Origin of the sequence: Paludisphaera soli (assembly GCF_011064595.1) — a bacterium.
GTDB classification, from domain to species: Bacteria; Planctomycetota; Planctomycetia; order Isosphaerales; family Isosphaeraceae; genus Paludisphaera; species Paludisphaera soli.
In genome coordinates, this window is sequence record NZ_JAALJI010000011.1 from 21,239 (window position 1) to 43,154 (window position 21,916).

At 72.3% G+C, this 21,916-nt stretch carries 17 protein-coding genes; 10 read left to right on the plus strand and 7 right to left on the minus strand.

The genetic code is table 11. From position 1 onward, the window contains the following. Position 1 precedes the first annotated feature (1 nt). A complete protein-coding gene (locus tag G6O68_RS15350; RefSeq protein ID WP_165249317.1) occupies positions 2-2,467 on the minus strand; it encodes a hypothetical protein in 2,466 nt (821 codons plus the stop codon). Between the two features lie 147 nt (positions 2,468-2,614). Between G6O68_RS15350 and G6O68_RS15355 the strand changes: the two genes are divergently transcribed. Next, positions 2,615-4,384 (plus strand): cytochrome c peroxidase, encoded by a 1,770-nt coding sequence (locus tag G6O68_RS15355; RefSeq protein WP_165249319.1) that lies wholly within the window; start codon positions 2,615-2,617, stop codon positions 4,382-4,384. Between the two features lie 333 nt (positions 4,385-4,717). Here the strand turns inward: G6O68_RS15355 and G6O68_RS15360 are convergent, their stop codons facing one another. Next, the gene (locus tag G6O68_RS15360; RefSeq protein WP_165249322.1) at positions 4,718-6,259 is read right to left on the minus strand and encodes an HlyD family efflux transporter periplasmic adaptor subunit; all 1,542 of its coding nucleotides are present in this window, start codon (positions 6,257-6,259) and stop codon (positions 4,718-4,720) included. A 133-nt stretch (positions 6,260-6,392) separates the two neighbouring features. Beyond that, on the minus strand, positions 6,393-7,322 hold the full coding sequence (locus G6O68_RS15365) for an alpha/beta hydrolase family protein (RefSeq protein ID WP_165249324.1): 930 nt from the start codon (positions 7,320-7,322) through the stop codon (positions 6,393-6,395). A 199-nt stretch (positions 7,323-7,521) separates the two neighbouring features. Here G6O68_RS15365 and G6O68_RS15370 point away from each other — a divergent pair, with 199 nt between their 5' ends. From G6O68_RS15370 to G6O68_RS15380, 3 genes are all read left to right on the plus strand, one after another. Next, the gene (locus G6O68_RS15370) at positions 7,522-9,909 is read left to right on the plus strand and encodes a glycoside hydrolase family 127 protein (RefSeq protein ID WP_165249326.1); all 2,388 of its coding nucleotides are present in this window, start codon (positions 7,522-7,524) and stop codon (positions 9,907-9,909) included. A 387-nt stretch (positions 9,910-10,296) separates the two neighbouring features. Continuing rightward, positions 10,297-11,412 (plus strand): DUF1559 domain-containing protein, encoded by a 1,116-nt coding sequence (locus G6O68_RS15375; protein ID WP_165249328.1) that lies wholly within the window; start codon positions 10,297-10,299, stop codon positions 11,410-11,412. A 77-nt stretch (positions 11,413-11,489) separates the two neighbouring features. Beyond that, complete coding sequence (locus G6O68_RS15380) at positions 11,490-11,969, plus strand: hypothetical protein (protein ID WP_165249330.1); 480 nt, start codon at positions 11,490-11,492, stop codon at positions 11,967-11,969. A gap of 116 nt (positions 11,970-12,085) precedes the next feature. Here the strand turns inward: G6O68_RS15380 and G6O68_RS15385 are convergent, their stop codons facing one another. Beyond that, positions 12,086-12,871, minus strand: coding sequence for a CvpA family protein (locus G6O68_RS15385; RefSeq protein ID WP_165249332.1), 786 nt, complete (start codon positions 12,869-12,871; stop codon positions 12,086-12,088). Positions 12,872-13,027: 156 nt separating this feature from the next. Next, a complete protein-coding gene (locus tag G6O68_RS15390) occupies positions 13,028-14,047 on the minus strand; it encodes a DUF1559 family PulG-like putative transporter (RefSeq protein ID WP_165249592.1) in 1,020 nt (339 codons plus the stop codon). A gap of 525 nt (positions 14,048-14,572) precedes the next feature. Here G6O68_RS15390 and G6O68_RS15395 point away from each other — a divergent pair. From G6O68_RS15395 to G6O68_RS15405, 3 genes are all read left to right on the plus strand, one after another. Beyond that, positions 14,573-15,445 carry an alpha/beta hydrolase gene (locus G6O68_RS15395; RefSeq protein ID WP_165249334.1) on the plus strand — a complete coding sequence of 291 codons (873 nt, stop codon included), beginning with the start codon at positions 14,573-14,575 and terminating at the stop codon, positions 15,443-15,445. 104 nt (positions 15,446-15,549) lie between these two features. Continuing rightward, the gene (locus tag G6O68_RS15400; protein ID WP_165249336.1) at positions 15,550-15,789 is read left to right on the plus strand and encodes a hypothetical protein; all 240 of its coding nucleotides are present in this window, start codon (positions 15,550-15,552) and stop codon (positions 15,787-15,789) included. Continuing rightward, positions 15,786-16,286 carry a DUF2243 domain-containing protein gene (locus G6O68_RS15405; RefSeq protein ID WP_165249338.1) on the plus strand — a complete coding sequence of 167 codons (501 nt, stop codon included), beginning with the start codon at positions 15,786-15,788 and terminating at the stop codon, positions 16,284-16,286. The genes G6O68_RS15400 and G6O68_RS15405 overlap by 4 nt, the downstream gene beginning before the upstream one ends. A gap of 32 nt (positions 16,287-16,318) precedes the next feature. Here the strand turns inward: G6O68_RS15405 and G6O68_RS15410 are convergent, their stop codons facing one another. Beyond that, complete coding sequence (locus tag G6O68_RS15410) at positions 16,319-17,308, minus strand: oxidoreductase (RefSeq protein WP_165249340.1); 990 nt, start codon at positions 17,306-17,308, stop codon at positions 16,319-16,321. 110 nt (positions 17,309-17,418) lie between these two features. On the opposite strand from G6O68_RS15410, the gene G6O68_RS15415 reads away from it, so the two are divergent. The 3 genes from G6O68_RS15415 (at position 17,419) to G6O68_RS15425 (ending at position 20,353) form a co-directional block, all read left to right on the plus strand. Then, positions 17,419-18,033 carry a TetR/AcrR family transcriptional regulator gene (locus G6O68_RS15415; protein ID WP_165249342.1) on the plus strand — a complete coding sequence of 205 codons (615 nt, stop codon included), beginning with the start codon at positions 17,419-17,421 and terminating at the stop codon, positions 18,031-18,033. 686 nt (positions 18,034-18,719) lie between these two features. Then, the gene (locus G6O68_RS15420; protein WP_165249344.1) at positions 18,720-19,289 is read left to right on the plus strand and encodes a hypothetical protein; all 570 of its coding nucleotides are present in this window, start codon (positions 18,720-18,722) and stop codon (positions 19,287-19,289) included. Positions 19,290-19,387: 98 nt separating this feature from the next. Beyond that, complete coding sequence (locus G6O68_RS15425; protein WP_165249346.1) at positions 19,388-20,353, plus strand: DMT family transporter; 966 nt, start codon at positions 19,388-19,390, stop codon at positions 20,351-20,353. A gap of 42 nt (positions 20,354-20,395) precedes the next feature. On the opposite strand, the gene G6O68_RS15430 is transcribed toward G6O68_RS15425, so the two are convergent. Then, complete coding sequence (locus G6O68_RS15430) at positions 20,396-21,877, minus strand: DUF1501 domain-containing protein (RefSeq protein ID WP_165249348.1); 1,482 nt, start codon at positions 21,875-21,877, stop codon at positions 20,396-20,398. Between the last annotated feature and the right edge of the window lie 39 nt (positions 21,878-21,916).

A 21,916-nucleotide genomic window follows, 5' to 3' on the forward strand; every position in this document is an offset into this window, starting at 1 on the left:
GTCAGGCCCTGCCGAACGCCGAGAGGACCGCCAGACGCTGCGGGTCGGCCGGGTTGAGCCGCTGGAAGCCGCCGACGGCGGCGCGGCGCCAGACGCCGAACGGTCCGAAGTCGACGTAGAGCCAGCCGTCGGCCGAGGCGGCGAGGCCCTCGGGGTTGGCCGGGTTGATCAGCTCGAAGGCGCCCCCGCTCCAGGCCCAGAGCCCGCCGGGGCCGAAGTCGATGGAGAGCGTCCCGCCCGGCCCGGCGGCCAGGCCTTCCGGGTTCGCCGCGTTCATCCGGTGGAACCCGCCGGCCTCGGTCCAGAGCCAGAGGCCGCTGGGGCCGAAGTCGATGTAGAGCGTCCCGTAGGCCCCGGGGGCGAATCCCTCGGGGTTGGCCGCGTTGAGGATCCGCAGGCCCGCCGCGGCGGTCCAGCGCCAGAGGCCGTACGGCCCGTAGTCCACGTACAGCTCGCCCGAGGCCCCGGCCGCGAAGTTCTCGGGGTCGGCCGCGTTGATCTGGCGGAGCCCCTCGGCGGCGGTCCAGCGCCAGAGGCCGAACCGGCCGTAGTCGACGTAAAGCTCGCCGTCGGGGCCGGGCGCGATCGCCTGGGGGTCGGCCCCGTTGATCTGGCGCATGCCGGCGGCCTCGGACCAGCTCCAGAGCCCGTACGGGCCGAAGTCGACGAACAGCGAGCCGTCGGCCGCGACGGCGAAATCCTGCGGGTCGGCCGCGTTGATCTGGCGCACGCCCTCGGCCTCGGACCAGCGCCAGAGGCCGTACGGGCCGAAGTCGAGGAACAGCGGGTGGAGGTTCGGCGGCGGCACGGGGGCCGTCTCGACGATCGAGAGCGCGTAGTCGTGGCCCCGGCCCCGCGTCCCCTGGATCGAGTAGCCGACCCCTGGCAGGGCGACGCTGAACCCGGGTTCGGCGATCGACTCGTTCGGGTCGACGGCGGCGGGGCCGACGACGCGGGCCACGCGGAGGTAGTACGGGCCGGTCGCCGAGGCCGTGAAGCTCACCGCGTCGTACGCCGAGCCGCCGGACATCGCCGCCACGCGCCGGCCCGCCGCGTCGTACACCGAGACGACGGTCGCGCCGGCGAGCCCCCCGCCCGCCGGCAGGGCCGTCGCGATCGCGTAGCCCGCCCCGGCGACCGCGTCGATCCGGAAGTAGTCGGCCGCCTCGCCGGCCATCGTCGTGGCGACGGCGAACGTGCCCCCGGAGAAGGCGACGGGCGACGAGGCCCCGGCCAGGTTGTGCGGCTCGTCGCCGACGCGGCCGGTCAGCGTGGCCTCCAGGTGGAACGCCGTCGCCGGCTCGACGACCGTCGAGGGGGCCGTGAAGGTGTAGTTCCTCTGCTCGTAGGTGCTCGCCCCCACCCAGTACCGGCCGCCGGTCGCGAAGGTGTGGGTGAAGTCCTCCTTGCCGGCCTGGGCCGAGGAATCGTCGTCGTCGACGATCACGCCGCCGGCGGCGTCGAAGAGCTTCACGACGCTGTCCACGCCGATCTCGGCGGCCGTCGAGCCGTCGAGGGTGCGGATCCGCAGCGTGTCGCCGGCCAGCACGTCGAGCGCCATCAGGTGCACGCCCCGCGAGGGGTCGACCCGCACCCGCGCCTGGCCGTCCCCCTGGCCGCCGGTGAACAGGGCGAAGTCGCGCACGAAGCTCGCGGCCGGGGGCGGCGGGGGCGGCGTCACGGTCGAGACGCTCCAGCCGAAGTCCTGGAGGAACGCCCAGTCCAGGGCCGTCAGGTCCGATCGCTGGCCCGCCATCGTCACGGCGTTCATGATCGAGGGGACTGACGGCGCGATGTGCGAGCCGTTCATCGGCACCCCCGCGCCGCCGTTGGCCGCCCGGACGGCCGGGCCGTTGAACACGCCGTTCTGGACGAACCGGTCGAACGTGGGCTGGCTCCCCAGGAAGCCCAGGGAGTGCAGGAACTCGTGGCGGGCGACCGTGACGAAATCCACCTGGTCCCACGTCAGCCCGGCCGTCGTGGTTCCGAAGAACCAGTTCGTGCCGCCGTCGTCGTCGAACATCAGATAGGTGACGTCGGGCGCGAAGTCGTTCGCCCCCTGGCCGCGCATGGCGTTGTTCGGCGGGAGCGAATAGAACGCCCCCCCCTGGGCGGCGGTGCTCCCCGAGAGCGAGATCCCGTAGGCGTAGACCTTGAGCGTGTCGGCCGCCACCCCCGTCTGCACGGTCCGGTTGCCGGAGTTCGTCGGCAGGGTGTAGCCGGCCGACGGGACCGCCGCCAGCGAGTCGCCCAGCCGCGCGGCCATCGCGTTCAGCGTGGATTCCAGCAGGGTCCGCCGGCCGGCCGTGAAGAAGCCGCCGTCCAGCGAATAGTCGAACGCCAGCGAGACCGCCAGCAGCCGGCGCCCCTCCAGCGTCTCACAAGCCGGCGCGAGCCGACGACGGCGCGCCCGATCGCCCCCGCCGCGAGCGAAAACCCCCGCGCGTCCCCACCCGATCCTCGCCACGGCGTCCCCCCCGCGTGTCTCGCGCGCTGCGGTCCCTCGGTGCGGTCCCCAGACGATCCTAGCTCACCGACGCCCGCGCCGTCGCCCCGATCGGGTACAATTCGACCGGGCGAGGCGATCCGGGGGCCAGCCGGGAGGAGGTCGGTCGTGGTTTCGAGAGTCGGCGGAACGGTCCGGGCGGCGGTCGCGGCGATCCTCGCGGCCTGGCCCGGCGGGGCGTGGGCCGAGCCGCCGAGGCGGCCCGAGGCGATCCTGCTGGTGGACGGCGGCGCCCGGCTGCTGACGGCCAACCGGGGGACCGGCTCGGTCACGCTGGTGGACGCGGCCGCGCGTCGCGTCGAGGGCGAGTTCCCGATCGGCCGCGCCCTGGTCGACCTGCGGGCCACGGCCGACCCGGACGCCTGGCTCGCCGTCGACCGCGAGGCGGCCGAGGTCGTGCTGCTGGAACGTCGCGACGGCGTCATCCGACGCGCCGGGGCGATCGCCGTCGCGGCCGACCCGGTGCGCGCGGCGGCCTACGGCGACGGCCGCCGCGCCCTGGTCCTCTCGCGAGGTTCGCGCGTGGCGACGTTCGTCGCCTGGGACGCCCCGGCCGGGCCCCGCGTCGAGGCGACGGTCGACCTGCCGTTCAGCCCTCGCGAAGCGATCGAGCTGCCGCCCGCCGGCGACGGCCCGGGGCTGATGCTCGTCACCGACGCCTTCGGCGGCCGGCTCGCGATCCTGGATCGGGATGCGAGGATTTGCCGAAACGTCTGGACGTTGCCCGACCACAACCTGCGCGGCCTGGCGCTCGCCCCCGACGGCCGCTCCCTGGCGATCCTGGCCCAGAACGCCACGCCCTCCGCGCGGACCTCGCGCGACGACGTGGAGTGGGGGCTGCTCGTCCGGAGCTGGATCCGTCTCCTCCGGCTCGACGACCTGCGATCGACCGAGACGACCGACGCGACGCTGCTGGCGAACTCGCGCACGGTCCCCCTCGGCACGGTGGGCAAGGGCTCGGCCGACCCTTCGGCGATGGCGTTCGGCCCCCGGGGCGAGGTCGTCGTCGCGATGGCGGCGACGGGCGAGGTGGCGTCGGCCCTGGCGCTGGACGAGCCCTACGAGCGGCTCAAGGTCGGCCGGGGGGCGGCCGCGATGGCGACCTCGGCGGACGCCGCGACGGCCTACACGGCCGACTCCTTCGACGACGCGGTGACGATCCTCGACCTGGACGCCGGCAAGGTGGCCGGGACGATCGCGCTCTCGGCCGACGCCGGCCCCGACGGCCGCCGCAAGCCGGCGACGCTCCTCGAAGAAGGGGAGGCCCTCTTCCACGACGCCAGGCTCTCCGAGGACGGCTGGATGAGCTGTCAGACCTGTCACACCGACGGCCACACGGCGGGCGTGCTGGTCGACACCCGCGGCGACGACTCCTACGGCGCGGCCAAGCGCACGCCCACGCTCCGGGGCGTGGCCGAAACCGGCCCCTGGGGCTGGCTGGGCCGCTTCCGAAGCCTGGAGGATCAAATCCACCAGTCGATCGAGACCACCATGCGCGGGCCCGAGCCGAGGCCCCGCCAGGTGGAGGCCCTCGCCGAGTTCCTCCGCACGCTCGACCCGCCCGCGCCTGAGCCCCCGGCCGACGCGCCGGCCGTCGCCCGCGGCCGCACGATCTTCGAGGCCGAGCGCTGCGACGCCTGCCACGCGCCGCCGACCTACACCACCCCCCGGACGTACGACGTCGACCTGGCCGACGCGGTCGGCAACCGCAAGTTCAACCCGCCGTCCCTGCGCGGCGTCGGCCGCCGCCCCGCCTTGCTCCACGACGCCTCCATCCCGAGCCTCCCCGACCTCTTCCGCCGCGCCGGCCACCCCACCGGAACCCCCCTTTCCGACCGCGAGGCCGCCGACCTGACCGCCTTCCTCCGATCGCTCTGACGTCGCACGCACTCGTCCTTCCCTTCCCCACTGAGGGAAGGCGGCCGAAGGCCGGATTGGCGGGCTTTACGAATGAGCGACGGCCGGGAACGGCCTTCCCCCCTGGCGGGGGAAGGCAGACCCCGCAGGGGTCGGATGAGGGGGGGACGCTCGCGGGGAGTTGCGGATCGCGCAGCCCCGTTTGCACGGCCGAGGGCCACAGAAGACCTTGCTGGTGCTCCGCCGTTCTCCGCGCTGGCCCCCCCCTCATCCGGCCCTTCGGGCCACCTTCCCCCGCCAGGAGGGAAGGGCTTTGAGATATCAGAATGCTGTGTTGCGAAGGCCCCTCGTCGGTCACGGCCGGTCGTCGCGGACGCCGGAAGCCTCGGCGAATTCCCGCAGGAGCGCCCGCTCCGGGCCGTCGAGGCCGAGGCGGTCGAGGTTCGCGGGGTAGAACCGCCCGCGACGATCGGGGGGCGGGGCCGGCAGCCTGCGCAGGAGCGACGCGGCGAGCGCCGTGCGGCGGCCGCCGGCGGCGGGGGGCGGGGCGATCGCGAACATCCGACGCTGGTCTTCGGAGAGCCGGGATAACGGCTCGACGACGACCGCCTCGCCCGGTGCCAGGCCCGAGGCGATCTTGAGGTTCGTCCCGTCCGTGAGGCCCGGCTCGACCTCGCGCCAGGTCACGTCGCCCTCGGCCGGAACGACCCCCAACCGATAGGCGCCGTCGAACCAGACCATCGCCCTCGCCGGCACGACGGGCCCGGCTTCGGGGGACTCGACGGTCAGCTCGACGTCCACCTTCATCCCCGGGCCGATCGGGGTGGGCGGGAGCGGGTCGGTCAGCGCGATCTCGGCCGTGGCGCCATCCTCGGCGATCTTCGTGATCGCGGCCACGTTCCCGGCGAGCGGCGGCCCGGAGCCGGGGAGCGTCACCCGCGTGGGGAGGCCCCGCGTGATCAGCTCGGCCTGGTGTTCGGGGATCGCGACCGAGACTCCCATCCGGCCGTCGGCCCCCTGGACGTACGCCAGCACCCGGCCGGGGCCGACGACGCTGCCGACGCGCGGGGGATCGTCGGCCTCGACCACGATCCCGTCGGCCGGCGCGACCAGCGTGCAGGCGTCGACTTGACGCTGGAGGATCGCCAGCTTCTCGCGCGCCAGCTCATGATCCTGGGCGGCCGTCAGCTCGACGGTCTTCGCCTTCTCGACGGCGGCTCGAAGCTCCTTCCTCTTCTTAGGATGGGTGTACTTCTCCAGCACCGCCAGTTTCGACTTTGCTTGCTCCACGGCGAACCGGGCCTTCTGCAGCTCCAGATCCGCGAGGGTCAGGCGGTCCTCCAGCCTGGCGACGCCCAGCAGGGCGACGGGCGAACTCCCCGCCGCCGGCATCGCCCGTAGCCGGGCCAGAAGGAGTTCCTCCGCCGCGCGCGGGACGGCCTTCTCGGCGTCAGCCAGGGCGGCCTCCGCCAGCCGGATCGAACCGTTGGCGGACTCCCGATCCTGCGGGTAGATCCCGACCTCGTACTCCGTGACGGCGATCTCGGCGACCTCCCGCGCGAGCTGCGCGTCGAGCCACGCGGACTCGGCCTTCTGCACGACCCGCATCTGCTCGATCAGCGGCTCCGTCGCCGCCGAGGCGTCGAGACGGCACACCGGCTGCCCCCGGCCGACCTTCGTCCCCTCGGGCAGGATCGCCAGGACGGTCGCGGAGCCCTCCGACGGGGCCGTCAGCGCATGCCGATGCGAGGGCCGGAGCACGCCGTTCGCCCGGACCGTCACCCGCACTCGGCCGGCGCGGGCCTCGGCCGTCTCCGCCGGGGCCGGGTCGTCGGTCGCGGAGCGGACGGCGGACGAGGTGACGATGAGGACGACGAGATACAGAGAAGCGCGCATGGCGGGGCGACCTCCCCGCACGTCTCGCTATGGCCGCCCCGCACCGGAGGCCCGGCCCATCGCGATCGTCGCGCGGTCGCCGAAGCTTATGCGAATCCCAGGCGGGCGACCAGGGGCCGCCGGCGGGCTCGCGTCAGGGCTCGCGCCGGATTTCGAGGTCGGCGGGCGTCAGGTCGATGTTCGTCTTCGGGCCGGAGTCGGCGAGGATCTTCCGCGCGAGCTTCGCATTCACGGGCGCGAGGACGTTGAAGTGGTCGGCCCCCTTGACGGTGTGGAAGGTGGCGAGCGGGTTCTTGCACTCCTCCCGCAAGACCTGGAGGGCGATCTCGTTGCCTTCCTCGCCCTCGATCACGAAGGTCCGGCAGCGGATCGAGTCCAGCCATTTGAGGGGCGAACGCATGTCGAATTCGCGGTCGATCTCGCGATCGAACGGGGTGTACTCCTCCGGGTAGCCGGCGGCGTGGGTGGCCGGGCCGAAGGCGAAGACGGCGCGGAAGCGGTCGGTGGACTCGGCGACGAGCAGGGCGAGCGTCCCGCCGGTGCTGTGGCCCCCCAGGTAGATCCGCGCGGGGTCGACGTACGGCTGTTTCGCCAGGAAGTCGGCCGCGGCGAGCACGTCGTCGACCTCGCCGAGGAAGCCCTCGCGCGTCCCCGGCCCGTCGTTGCCCCCCCGGAGCGCGGGGAACATCATCACGATCCCGGCCTTCCGGTAGGCGGCGGCGGTCTGGTCGTCCTCCGGGTCGGCCGGGGACCAGACGTCGCCGATCGAGTTGCAGTCGCCGCCGGTGATCCAGACGATCGCCGGGTGCTTCGCGCCGTCCTTCGGGTCGGGCGTCAGGTAGGCGGCCAGCCCGCCGGGCTTCGCCGGGTACGTCACCTTCAGGAAGGTCCCCGGCGGCGGGCTGGGGGCCGGGTCGCGGTCGAGCCCCCGGTCGACCAGCTTGGACCGGAAGCCCTTTCGAGCTTCCGTGAGCGGCGTGGCCGCCTGGCCCCGCGCCGACGCGCCGCTCGTCAGCATGATTCCCGCGACGATCCAGCAGCAGCCCGCGACCCGTCGATCCATCGTGCAACCCCCCCCTCGTCGCGCGACGCCGGCCGACCGCCGGCGGGTTCGTACGCGACGCGCCGGCGATTATCGAGCCGATCGATGGGCGTCCGCAAGGCCCCGGCGGGCCGGTCGGCCCTGTCGGCGCGGGGCGTCGGGGGATATCGTCGGGGTAGGCCGAGGACGGCCGACGAATCCTTCCGAGAGGAACCCTCCCATGAGATCGCTGAACCCCCGGACGCTCTGCTGGTGCGTGTGGATCGGGCTCGCCGCCTCGGCCCTGGGGGCGGACGCGCCGCCGGAGAAGCGGAAGGCGGTGCCGTTCACCGACGTGGAGATCCGCGGCGGCTTCTGGGGGCCTCGCCGCGAGACCAACCGGACCGTCTCCATCCCGATGAGCCTCGCCCGGCTGGAGGAGTACGGCAACTTCGAAGACCTCGCCCTGGCCGCGAGGCGCGCGAAGGAGGGCTATCGCGGGCCGATCTTCATGGACTCGGACTTATACAAGGCCCTGGAAGCCGCCTCGTACTCGCTGGCGACCCACCCCGACCCGGCGCTCGACAAGAAGCTCGACGACGCGATCGCCCTGATCGCCGCCGCGCAGCTCCCGGACGGCTACCTCAACACCTGGTACATCGTCAACGACCTCGACCGCCGCTGGACCAACCTCCGCGACAACCACGAGCTGTACTGCGCCGGGCACCTGTTCGAGGCGGCCGTCGCCCACCACAAGGCGACGGGCAAGGCGACGTTGCTGGACGTCGCGCGGAAGCTGGCCGACCACATCGACGCCACGTTCGGCCCCGGCAAGCGGATGGGCTACCCGGGGCACCCCGAGATCGAGCTGGCGCTGGTGAAGCTCGGCGACGCGACCGGCGAGGCCCGCTACCACGACCTCGCCCGCTTCTTCGTCGCCAACCGCGGCTCCCGCTTCTTCGCCGTCGAGCACGGCCAGGACCCCGCGAAATACGACGGCGAGTACTGGCAGGACGACGCGCCGATCTGCGACCACACGCGCATCAAGGGCCACGCCGTCCGCGCCTGCTACCTGATGAGCGGCGCGACCGACGTCGCCGCCCGCACCGGCGACGCCGCGCTCCTGAAGATGCTCGGCCGGGTCTGGCGGAACACGACCGAGAAGAACATGTACATCACCGGCGGCATCGGCCCGAGCGCCGCCAACGAGGGGTTCACGGTCGACTACGACCTCCCCAACCGCACCGCGTACCAGGAGACCTGCGCGTCCATCGCCCTGGCGCAGTGGGCGCGCCGGCTGGGGCTCCTGCACGGCGATTCGCGATACGCCGACGTGTTCGAGCGGTCGCTCTACAACGGCGCGCTGGCGGGCGTCTCGCTCGACGGCCGGAAGTTCTTCTACGTGAACCCGCTGGAGAGCGGCGGCGGCCACCACCGCTCCGACTGGTTCGGCTGCGCCTGCTGCCCGCCCAACGTCACCCGCACGCTGGCCTCGCTGGGGGGCTACGCCTACGCGACCGACGCCGCGTCGCTCTGGGTCGACCTGTACATCCAGGGCTCGGTCAAGGCGGCGTTCGGCGGGCGTGACCTGAAGGTCGACGTCGAGACCGACTACCCCTGGGACGGCAAGGTCGCGTTCCGTCCCCAGGTCGACGAGCCGACGACGTTCGCCTTCCGCCTCCGCGTGCCGGGCTGGTGCCGGGGCGCGACCGTCGCCGTCAACGGCGAGCCCGTCTCGTCGCCGACGATCGAACGCGGGTACCTCGTGGTCGGCCGGACGTGGAAGGCCGGCGACGTGCTCACGCTCGACATGCCGATGCCCGTGGAGCGCGTCGCGGCGAACCCGAACGTCCAGGCCGACGCCGGCCTGCTCGCCCTCCAGCGCGGGCCGATCGTCTACTGCCTGGAAGGGGTCGACCACGAGTCCGACCTGGCGTCGCTGTACCTGCCGCGCGACGCCGCGATCGCGGCCGAGAAGGCCCCCGACCTCCTGGGCGGCGTGGTCGTCCTGAAGGGGACCGCGCGGACCGCGCCCGAGATGGACTGGGGCCGCTCGCTCTACCGGGCCGTCCCCGCCTCGGCCGACGCGCCGATGCGGGCGGTGCCGTACTACGCCTGGGACAACCGCCGGCCCAGCCCGATGAAGGTCTGGCTCCCGACCGAGCCGAAGGCGACCCTCGCCGGTCCGGGCGAGAAGGGGGCGCGGGTGTCGATGTCGTTCGTCAGCTCCAACTGTCAACCGGAGGCCGTCCGCGACGGGATCGAGCCCAAAAGCAGCGCCGAGCAGCCCGCGGCGAACTGCCACTGGTGGCCCCACAAGGGGACCGAGGAGTGGGTGCAATACACCTGGCCCGGCCCCCGGACGATCCGAGGCGTGCGAGCCTACTGGTTCGACGACACCGGCCGGGGCGAGTGCCGCGTCCCCGCCTCATGGCGGGTCGAGTACCGCGACGGCGACGCCTGGAGGCCCGTCGCCGCCGAGTCCCCCTACGGCGTCGCCCGCGACGCCTGGAACGCCGTGCCTTTCGCCCCCGTCGCCACCGACGCCCTCCGCCTGGTCGTCCAGCTCCAGCCCGGCTGGGCCGCCGGCGTCCACGAATGGAAGGTCGAGGAAGCCGAGGACGACTGACCCCGCCCTGTCGACGAATGAATTAAGACTTATCGGCCCGTGTGCATCCCTGGATTTTTTTCGCGAGCCGTCTGGATAATCGAGGGCCGGGAGACTATGCTCGACCTCACCTCTCACGTTGCATAGTTCCTTGCAGTCATTGCCGTCCCGCGATCCAATGCCGATCATGCGGGATCGCGGCGCGACGCCCGGCGCCGACAGGGCCGCTCGCGGCGTCGGCGAGCCCTCCGGAAGCCGTCGAATCCCGGCCGCGCGCCGACGCGCGGCCGTCCCCGGGGCCTCGTCGCGATCCCCATCCGGTCGGAGACGGCCCTCGCCCCCGCCCCTGCCTCGGTCCCGCCCTCGCTTCCTCATCCATCTTCCCGCAAGACCTGGAGAGCATCCGCCATGAAATCGAAAACGCGTCGCGGCTTCACGTTAATCGAGCTGCTGGTGGTGATCGCGATCATCGCGGTGTTGATCGCCCTGCTCCTGCCGGCAGTGCAGTCGGCGCGGGAGGCGGCCCGCCGGGCCCAGTGCACGAACAACCTGAAGCAGCTCGGCCTGGCGGTGCACAACTTCGAGAGCACCAACAGCGAGTTCCCGCCGGGCATCGGCCCCGCGCCACTGGCCGCGCCCAGCCTGGGCGGCGGCACGCGGGTGGGCGTGCAGGCCCTGATCCTCCCCTACCTGGAGCAGGCGAACCTCTACGGCACGTTCAACCTGCAGCTGGAGATCAACTCCACGGCCGAGAACGACACGGCCCGCTGCCAGCAGATTTCGGCCATGCTCTGCCCGTCCGACGGCAAGGGCTTCCGCTCGCCGGGGACGCGCACCTACGCCGCCAGCACCGGCAGCTGGGGCCAGAGCAACTACTACGGCAACAACGGCGCGACCGCCGCCCAGGTCTACAACACGACCCACGCCTCGTTCCCCTACAGCGAGACCAACTCGGCCACCCTGGGCGTGTTCAACGTCTCGTTCAACGTCACCGCCCCCGCGCCGACGGCGAGCGTCCCCAGCCCGGACTTCCGCAAGGTGACGAGCAAGACGACGATCGCGTCGATCACCGACGGCACCAGCAACACCGCCCTGTTCTCGGAGATCCGGATCTCGAACATCCCGTTCCCGGTCACCCCCAACAAGCCGGGCGACCTGAACACGGTGTACCTCCCGTCGTCGTGGACCCCGGCGACCGACAACTACGTCCCCTCGGCGGCGTGCAGCGGCGTGCCGTACAACACGCGGATCACCTACAAGGGGCAGCAGTACTACCGCGGGAACATCCCCGAGCTGGCGTACTACAACCACACCCAGACGCCGAACACCCGGAACATGGACTGCGGCGACGTCTCCTCGTTCACGGCCGCCCACATGGCCACGCGGAGCTACCACTCCGGCGGCGTGAACACCGCCTTCTGCGACGGCTCGGTCAAGTTCATCAAGGACTCGATCGACCTGGGCACCTGGCGGGCCCTGGGCTCCCGGGCCGGCGGCGAGATCGTCAGCGCCGACTCCTTCTGATCCCGACCCTCGCGCGGGCCGCCCGGCCCCCAGCCGGCCGGCCGGCCCGCCGTCCCCACACCGATCGAGGCGTCCGCATGGCAGCTTTCCCCCGCATCCCCACCGCGCTCGCGTGCCTGCTCGCCGCGGCGATCGTCCCGACCTTCGTGATCGGCTGCGGCCCGCCGCAGTCCGTCACCAACGCGCCCGAGCACTACGACATGGGCTCGCTGGAGGAGGTCGGCCAGATCTACCTCGCGACGTTCACCGCCAAGAAGAAGCCGCCGGCCTCGATGAAGGACCTCGTCAAGGCGGACCTCTTCGTGGGCGGCTACAACGCCATCAAGAACGGCGAGATCATCGTCTACTGGGGCGTCATCCCCACCCCCGGCGACGCCGCCGGCGAGGGTGCCGGCGAGATCCTCGCCTACAAGTCCGACGTCCCCACCAAGGGGGGCTACGTCCTGCTCAAGGACCTGACCACCCCGATCATGACCGCCGAGGAGTTCCAGGCCGCCCCCAAGCCCGCCGGCCCCACCTCGGCCGACACCAAGCCCGACGCCAAGAAGGGCTCCTGACGCCGTCGGTCGGGCCCCCGAAACGACGAGACGCCGACCTCGCGCCCGCTCAAGGGGCCGACGTCGGCGTCTTCGCATTCGTTCGCTCGATCGTCCGCTTCGGGCCGTCCCGGCCCTCAGCGCCGGCGGGGCGCCCAGCCGCGGTTCGGTGAGCCGATCCGGAGCACGTCCGGCTCGCCGTCGGGGTCGGGGACGGGTTCGGACTCGACGATGACGGCGCGCTCCTCGACGTCGGCGGGCCTCTCGGACCCGGCCTCGGAACCGACCATCGTCCGGAACGCGGACCGGGCCGCCGCGGTCCTGGCCGACAGGGACCTGTCCGGATCGGATTCGGTCGCCGCCGGCTTCGTCGCCACGCTCTCGGCCGGCGGGTCCTCGGCGGGGGTCGCCTCCGCCGGCGCGAGCCGCCAGTGGGGGGCGATCGCCTCGCGCACCTCGTCGGGGACGGCCGGCCCGGCGGCGTCCATGACCCGGGCCACGACGCGGCCGGTGGGGCCCGAGAAGATCGCCTCGCGGCAGTCCGGGGCCAGGTCGGCGACGAACATCGTGGCGATCACCCCCACGAGCGACGCCTCAAGACCGCCCAGCACGCCCCCCAACTGGCGGTCGTACAGCTCGAACTTCATCTTCCGCAAGGTCCCCCGGGCCTTCCACGCGGCGAGCAGGCAGCCGCCGGCGACGAGCCCGAACGTGAGGAGCATCGACACGCCCCGCTGGGTCGCGGGCTCGCACTTGAGGATCCGGGACAGGATGGGGACCATCGACCCCGAGGCCCAGTGGGCGCCCGCGTAGCCCACCAGGATCGCGCCCAGGCTGGCGAGCCCCCAGGAGAACCCCCGGACGGCCCCCCAGATCAGCCCGGTCGACACCAGGACGATCATCACCACGTCGTATACCGTCATCCCTGACCTCCGAAACCACGTCGAGACGAGAATCCCTTCGATCCCAACTGCCCGACATGGTAACCAGTCGACCGCTCCGGGCAACGGCGTTTATCCGGCCCGGCGGATTCCCGCCTTGCGGGGGAGGGTCGCAAGGGGCCGGGCGACCGGGACGGATCAATCGCCCGTCGAGACCGCCTCGCCGCCGGAACGGGTGGCGAGCGCCTGGAGCACGACCGGGGCGGTCGACTCCCTCAGCGCCCGGACCGAGCCGTCGCCCATCGCCGCGTGCGCGCCGACGGGGTGGAACGCGTGGAATCCGATCCGGTTGGTCGAGTTCACCGGCTGCCCGGCCATGGAGAGCAGCCAGGAGAAATGGGTGCTGACCCCCCAGGCCGCCTGGTGCGGGTCGCCGCAGCCGGCGACGGGGTCGGAATACGGGTACGGGTCGACGGCCTTCCCCTTCTCGTAGCAGTCCGGCCGACCGGCCCGCTCGCCGATCAGGGCCGTGTTCGAAAGCCCGTCGGTCACGTCCGCCAGCCGCGCCCGCCGATAGCCCGTCGAGAAGACGGTCGGCTCCCGATACGTCGGCTCGCCCCACGCGCCGAACGCCACGCCGTCCAGGACGAGCTGGAGCGTCACGCCCCCCGGCCCGGGGGCCGTCCCCGGCGGCCGGGTGTGGATGCCGCCCACGACCTCGTAATCCGCGCGCGCCGCCGAGCCGAACCGGACCGTCGGCACCTGGCCGTCGTTCCAGGCGTACAACTCGGGCAGGTTCCGGGTCGGGTTGGCCGACGACGGGCAGACGAACGTCCCGATCGCCGCGTTGAGCCCCGTCTGGTTGGCGGCGACCGTCGCCGGCAATTCCAGGTTCAGGCTCGCGAAGACGTCCGCCCGCTCGATCCCGGGCAGGATCGCCGTCCGCCAGGGGTGGAAGTGGAACTCTTCGATCGCGGATCGCGGCCGGGGCTGGAACCCACCGTTGTACAGCCCCGGCAGGGCCCCCGATCGCGACTCGAACTGCAGGACCCCCAGAATCGCCTGCCGCAGGTTGTTCCGGCAGGCCGCCCCCCGCGCCGCCTCCCGGCTCGACTGCACCGCCGGGATCAAGAGCGCCGCCAGCAGGCCGACGATCGCCAGCACCGCCAGCAGCTCAACCATCGTGAAGCCCGATCGCCCCCCCATGCGGTTTCCCATCGTCGAGCCCTCCCCAACGAGCCCCGGTCGAGTCTTTTACAGTTGTACTCGGTCGATTGTCCGAGGCTGGGCCAGGGGCGTCAAGCGTTTTCGCCCCCGGGCGCGATCTTCCGACCGCTCGCGGAACCGCGGCGCGTGGCGGGGGTTCCATCCTCAGGGGCCGTGGACTCGCCGTGAACGTCCTTCCCCTGGCGGGGGAAGGTGGCCCGGAGGGCCGGATGAGGGGGGGACGAGCGAAACGACCGTCGGAGTTCCGATGAGGCTTGCCGAGGCCCTCGACCGTGCGGACGGGGCGGCGAAATCCGAAGTTCCCCGCGAGCGTCCCCCCCTCATCTGACCGCTCCGCGGTCTGTCTTCCCCCGCCGGGGGGAAGACCGCAAATCAGACCTTCCCCCCGGTGGGGGAAGGTGGCCCGCAGGGCCGGATGAGCACGAGGGCCGTCGGAGGATCAGCCGGGCCGGCCTCGCGTCCCGACGTCCCCTCCGGGTCAGGCTCGGGGGTACATCCAGGCTGAGGGGAGGAGTGATGTTCCGGACGCAGAAGTTGCTGATGCTCGGGTTGGTCGTCGGTTCCTCGCTCGCGGCCGAGGCCGGCGACGGATCCGGCCGGGTCCGGCGCGACGTGCCCTACGCCGAAGGGCCGACGACGCGCCTGAACGTCGACGCGCCGGCCGAGGGGGACAAGCACCCGATCGTCGTCTGGGTCCATGGCGGGGCCTGGCGGTTCGGCTCCAAGGACTTCAGCCAGGGCCAGCCGAAGGCGTTCAACGCGGAGGGCTATGTCTGGGTCGGCGTCGAGTATCGGTTCGTCCCGGAGGTCACGTACAAGGAGCAGGCCGGCGACGTGGCGAGGGCCGTGCGCTGGGCTCGCGACCACGCGCGCGAGTTCGGCGGCGACCCCGACCGGATCTTCCTGATGGGCCACAGCGCCGGGGCGCACCTGGCCGCCCTGACGGCGACCGACCGCCGCTACCTGGAGGCCGCCGGCCTGAAGCGAGACGCGATCGCCGGCGTGATCCTCCTCGACGGCGCGGGCTACGACGTCCCCCGGCAAATCCGCGAGTCGGTCTTGCCGCGCATCCGTTCGCTCTACACGAGCGTCTTCGGCGACGACCCCAAGGTCCAGGAGGACGCCTCGCCGATCGCCCACGTCGCGCGCGATCAGGACATCCCGCCGTTCCTGCTCCTCCACGTCGACCGGGCCGACTCCCGCGCGCAGTCGAACGCCCTCGCCGCCAAGCTCCGCGAGGCGGGCGTGCCGGCGACGGTCCTCGCCTTCCCCGCCAAGACCCACGCGACCATCAACCGCGAACTCGGCCGCCCCGGCGACCCGCCCACCCGCGCCGTCTTCGACTTCCTGAAGGCCCGTTGCGACGCCGCGCCGGGGAGTCGGGAATGAGGCGACGCGGCATGCGATTCGCGGCGATTTGCGATGCGGGTCCTCGCGAGACGGTCCGCGTCGGCACCGCGTGGATCCTGCTGCGCCGATCGAGATGTCACGGCATGAAGCGACTTCGAAGGATCGCGACGGCCGCGGCGCTGCTCGCGGCGACGGCCGCGCCGGCGGGGGCCTGCCCGGTCTGCAGCCGGCCGGCGGGGAAGGCGGTGCGGGCCGGGATCCTCGACGGCCGGTTCGCGGTCAACCTGCTGGCCGCGGCGCTGCCGTTCGGGGTCTGCCTCGGGGTCGCCGCGGCGGTCCACTTCGGGCCGGTCGGAAGCGGCAAGGGGAGGGGGGATTCATGAGCGCGCCCGGATCCGTCGAGCTCGACCGGCGGCCGATCCTCTCGGCGGGGCTGCTGCTGGGGGTGGGGATGGGGGGCTTCCTGGACGGGATCGTCTTCCACCAGATCCTCCAGCTCCACAACATGCTCTCGGCCGTCCGCCCGCCGACCAGCGTGGTGAACATCGAGATCAACATGTTCTGGGACGGCCTGTTCCACGCCTTCACCTGGGCGACCACCGCGCTGGGCCTGGCCGTCCTCTGGCGCGCCGGCGGCCGGGCCGACGTCGCCTGGTCCGGCCGCACGTTCGTCGGCGCGCTGGCGATGGGATGGGGCCTGTTCAACCTCGTCGAAGGGGTGGTCGACCACCACCTGCTGGGCGTCCACCACGTCGTCGAGGGCCCCGGCCACCTGCCCTGGGACCTCGCCTTCCTGGGCTCGGGCGTCGTCCTGCTGATCCTCGGATTCGTCCTGGCCCGATCGGGACGCCGCGACGCGACGCCCCGCGCGTCGGCGTGAACCGCCGCGCGGGGCCGCCGTCGCGACCGGCGTCAGTACGAAACCCCCGTGAGCGATTCGCTGAGCGTCCAGAGCCGCTCGGCGAGGTCGGGGTCGCAGGCCCAGGGGTCGACGCCGGATCGCTCGAGCGCGCCGGAGCCGCCGGGGGAGACCTCGGCGACGTCGCAGTCCTCGCAGTAGACGCCCCCCAGGCCGTCGAGCCGGGGGCTCGTGGCGCACCAGATCGTGGTCGCCGCCCCCTGCGGGACGCTCTTCATCTGCGCCGCGAACTCGGGCCCGAAATCGATCGTGCCGTCGGGGCGGCGCGAGGCGCCGTAGGGCTTCAGGTCCTCGTCGGTCATGTGGCGCGTCAGGTCGGTGGCGATGACCCCGGGATGCAACGAGAAGGCCCGCACCCCGTCCCCCTCGGCGCGGCGGTCCAGCCCCAGGGCGAACAGCGCGTTGGCCGTCTTCGACTGGCCGTACGCCCGCCCCTTGTCATAAGGCCGACGCTCGAAGTTGGGGTCGTCGAAGTCGACCCCGGAGAAGCGGTGGGCGCGCGACGAGACCGCCACCACTCGCGCCCCGCCCGCCCTCGCCAGCGCGGGGCGGAGCCTCGCCGCGAGCTGGAAGTGGCCCAGGTGGTTGGACGAGAACTGCAGCTCGTTCCCCCGGGCGTCGCGCCCCAGGGGGCAGCCCATCACGCCGGGGTTGTGGATCAGCAGGTGGAGCGGCCGGCCGCTCGCCAGGAAGTCGCGGGCGAAGGCGTCGACCGACGCCGGGTCCGTCAACTCCAGCGCCGCGACCTCCACCCCGGGCAGGTGCCCCACGTTGGCGCGGGCCTTGTCCAGCGTCCGCGCCGGGACGACCACCGTCGCGCCGGCCGCGCTCAGCACCCGCGTCGTCTCCAGCCCGATCCCCGAATACCCCCCCGTCACCACCGCGACCTTCCCCGAGAGGTCGCGCCCTTCCAGCGCCTCTTCGGCCGTCGTCGAGGCCCCGAATCCCGAACCGATCGGATGCTGCCGGATGATCGTCGTCATGGTCCGCTCCTCCTGCTTAATGCGCGCGCCGCCCCCGCCGACCCGGTGACGCCCTCGCCGCCGGCCGCTAGACTGTTTGAGGGCCGATTCAACTACGGAGATAATTGAGGGTGGACTCAAATAAGTCAAGTCCGAAGCGCGCGCGTCGCGCCGTGGAGCCGAGCCGACGGCCGGGGAAGGAGCGGGTGGCGGCCCTGCTGGAGGCGGCCTCGGCGGTGATCGCGGAGCGGGGGTACGAGGCGGCGACGATGACCGAGATCGCCGCGCGGGCCGGGGCGCTGGTGGGTTCGCTCTACCACTTCTTCCCGAACAAGGAGGCGGTGGGGGAGGCCCTGATCGGCCGGTTCGACGCGCTGCTGGGCGAGGCGTTCGACGCGATCGACGCCCGCGCCGCGACGGCGACGCGAGGCGACCTGGCCGACGCCCTGCTCGACCTGATGCTGAGCGTCCGGGGCGAGACGCGGGCGATGGCCGCCTTGCTGGAGGCCCGGACGGATTGGACCTCGAAGTGGGGGGACTTCACCGCGACCACGCTCCGGCGCATCGCCGGGACCTTGTCGCTGAGCGCGCCCGGCCTCGCCCCCGAATCGGCCCGGGCGGCGGCGGTCGTCGTGCTCCAGAACATGAAGTCGCTCAAGGCCCTGGCCGACGACCCCGCCGCCGCCGCCGAGGTCCGCGCCATGAACCGCCTGTACCTGGAGAGCCGCCTGCGCGAACCGGCGTGAAAGAGACGAAGCAAGCCGCCAACCCGCCGATCGGATCCCGCATCTTCCGCCGTCCGCCGAGAATCCTCGGAACTCCGCGCCCCCATCCGGCGGATCGGTGCATCGTCCTGGGTAGGGGGCGGTGCGCCCCGAGTCCGCGGCTCCTTGGCAATTCGAGATCGGGGGCAAGGTGAAGGGTGCGACTCAAGGTTGTTAGCTCGCGGCGTTTCGGACACTCCTCAGTCAATACCATCAGATCGTGGCGGAAAGCCTTAGGGAGTAACGGGTTCGGAGAACCCGTGGGCCGGCCGGGGACTTCGGCGACGGCTCGGGAGCGGACCGGTGCTGATTCACGGGTTCTCCGAACCCGTGGCACCCGGCTCAACACCTCTCGACGACCCCGAGGCGGTGGTGTTGAGTGAGGAGCGTCGCGTTTCGCGCCGAACGAAGCCAATTTGCGGGCGTCCGTGCGATGGTTAAGTGGTTTATGGGAAAGTTTTTGCGGCCGATGGGTTCGTTCTCGGTCGGCGCGAACGAACCCAATCTTCGGCCTTACTCGCGTGGAGGCCGGGGGACGGGCCGGCGAGGAGGGCCGCCGGTCCCGCCGTCGCCCCCTGGTGCCATGACCGCGGAGGGGGGATCCTGATGAGCCCGATCGTCGGCGTCCGGAGGCGTCGGCGCGGGGAGATCGGACGCAGGAGGCCGGGATGGTCGAGAAGAAACCCAGGCGCGCGGATCGGCCGTTCCGGCTCGTCGACGCCATGATCCTGACGGCGGCGACGGCCGTGGGGCTCGCTGGGGTCCGGGGGCTCATGGAGGGGCTCGGCCCCATGACGTATCCCACCGGGCTGTCGACGGGCCGGCTCTACCTCGCCATGGCCGAGACGTTTCTGCTCGTCGGGAGCCCGCTGCTCGCGGCGTGGTCGGCGGCCGTCGTCCCGATCCGGCTGATCCCGCCCCGGCCGCCGCGGCGACGGTTGGGAGTCCAGCCCGGCATGGTAGCCGCCTGTGGGACGATCCTCGCACTCGCGGCGGTGGTCGGAGCGGCCGTGGCTTGCAACCTGGCCCCCACCGGTGCGTTCACCAAGGAACTCGCGACCTGGGTCCTGGCGGCCCCCGGGGCCGTCGGCGTGGCGATCCTCGCGTCGTGGATGACGCTGATCCTCGGCCGCCGGTGGCGAGCCGAGCCGACCTGGATCGATCGCCTCGGCCGCGTGCTGGCGACGGCTTGGTTCGCGACCTGGCTCGCGGCCCTCCACATCCTTCATCTCTCCTAAGCGGGCCGCGGCTCCAGGTCGGCCGCGGGATTTGCCGGGTGCCGTACAATCCGGTTTCGGATTCGAGCCGGTTCGGGACGAGGGGCGGGACGCGAGCGATGGAATCGAGCAGGACGTGGGCCGGGGTCGGCTGCGGGGTGGCGGCCGGGGCCATCTGGGGCGTGGTCTTCCTCGCGCCGGAGCTGGTGCGGGGGTTCACGCCGCTGCAGATCGCGGCGGCGCGTTACGTGAGCTACGGCCTGCTCGCGGCGGTGCTGGTCGCCCCTCGCCGGCGTCGGCTGACGGCCATGCTCGACGCCTCGGCCTGGCGGGCGCTGGCGTGGCTGAGCCTGTTCGGCAACGTGCTGTATTACGTCCTGCTGGCGACGGCGGTGCAGCTCGGCGGGGTGGCGATGACCTCTCTGGTGATGGGGTTCGTGCCGGTCGCCATCACCTTGATCGGCAGCCGCGACCACGGCGCGGTGCCGCTCCGGAGGCTGGCGCCGTCGCTGGCGCTGGCCGTGGCGGGGGTCGCCTGCGTGGCCTGGCAGTCGGTGGGCGTCGGCGGGCCGGGGACCGGGACGCCGGCGATGCGGGTCGCGGGGTTCGGCGCGGCGGTCGCCGCCCTGGTCTCGTGGACCGGCTACGCGGTGGGGAACAGCCGTTGGCTGGCGCGGCTGGGGCACGTCTCGGCCCACGACTGGAACCTGCTCACCGGCGTGGTGACGGGGGCCCAGGCGCTCTTGCTGGCCGTCCCCGCGTTCCTGTTCGGGCCGACGGGCCAGGCCGCGGCCGAGTGGACGACCTTCGCGGCCGTGGCGATCGGGCTCAGCATCTTCGCCTCGCTGATCGCCAGCGCCCTGTGGAGCCGGATGAGCCGGCTGCTGCCGCTGACCCTGGTCGGCCAGATGATCCTGTTCGAGACCCTGTTCGCGCTGCTGTACGGGTTCCTCTGGGAGCGTCGGGGGCCGACCCCGGCCGAGGCCGCCGCGATGGTCCTGCTCGTCGCGAGCGTGCTGAGCTGCCTCTCCGCCCACGCCCCGGCGCGAGAGCCGGTGATCGTGGCGGATCCGGTCCATCCCTGAGCGCGGCGCGTCGCGAGAACGCGCCGCGCGGCACTCGGAGGGTCAGGCCAGCAGCTCCTTGATGACCTTCGCGGGCTCGACGCCGGTGAGCTTCTGGTCGAGGCCCTGGTAGCGGTAGGTGAACCGCTCGTGGTCGTAGCCGAGGAGCTGCAGGACGGTGGCGTGGAAGTCCCGGATGTGGACCGGGTCCTTGACGATGTTGTAGCTGAAGTCGTCGGTCTCGCCGTGGATCGCGCCCGGCTTGCAGCCGCCGCCGGCCATCCACATGGTGAAGCAGCGGGGGTGGTGGTCGCGGCCGTAGTTGTCCTTGGACAGGCCCCCCTGGCTGTAGATGGTGCGGCCGAACTCGCCGCCCCAGATGACCAGGGTGTCGTCGAGCATCCCGCGCTGCTTCAGGTCCTGGATGAAGCCCCAGCAGGGCTGGTCGACGTCCTTGCACTGGCTGGGCATGCGGCCGCCGAGGTTGCCGTGGTGGTCCCAGTTGTTGTGGTAGATCTGCACGAACCGGACGCCCCGCTCCAGCATCCGCCGGGTCAGCAGGATCGAGTTCGCGAAGCTGCCGGGCTTGCGGGCGTCCTCGCCGTAGAGCGCGTAGGTGGACTCCGGCTCGCCCGCCGTGTTCGTCAGGTCGGGGACGCTGGACTGCATCCGGAAGGCCAGCTCGTACTGCTCGATCCGGGTGTGGGTCTCCGGGTCGCCCACCTGGCGGAAGTTCATCTCGTTCAGGGCGCGGAGGCCGTCGAGCGTGTTCCGGCGGACCTCGGGAGGGACGCCGGGCGGGTTGTTGATGTACAGGATCGGGTCGCCGGCGCTGCGGAAGGAGACCCCGGCGTGCTCGCCCGGCAGATACCCCGAGGACCAGAGCCGGGCCGAGATCGCCTGGATCTGCTCGGTGTTCGACGGCCGCGCGACCAGGACCACGAACGTCGGCAGGTCCTCGTTCAGCGAGCCGAGCCCGTAGGAGACCCACGAACCCAGGCAGGGGCGGCCGGGGATCTGGTTGCCGGTCTGCAGCATCGAGACGGCCGGCTCGTGGTTGATCGCCTCGGTGTGCATGCTCCGGATGAAGCAGAGGTCGTCCACCATCCTGGCCGTGTAGGGGAGCATCTCGCTCACCCACATGCCGTTCTGTCCGTGCTGGGCGAACTTGTACTTGGACGGGGCGATCGGGAACCGGGCCTGGCCGCTGGTCATCGTAGTCAGGCGCTGGCCCTGGCGGATGGACTCCGGCAGGTCCTTGTCGTACCAGTCGCCCATCGCCGGCTTGTAGTCGAACAGGTCCATCTGCGAGGGGCCGCCGACCATGTGCAGGTACACCACCCGCTTGGCCTTGGGCGCCAGGTGCGTCGGGATCGGCGGGAGGTGCTCCCCGGAGCCGCCGACCGGGCCCCCGGCCATCGCCGGCGGCGTCAGCCCGTCCTTCGCCAGGAGCGACATCAGGCCCGCCCACCCCACGGCGTTGCCGCCGCGTCGGAAGAACCGCCGGCGCGTCTCGGACAGGGCGTATTGCTCGAACGGGTTCATGGATCGGTCCTCGCTGGCGGCTGGATATTTGGATGCGGC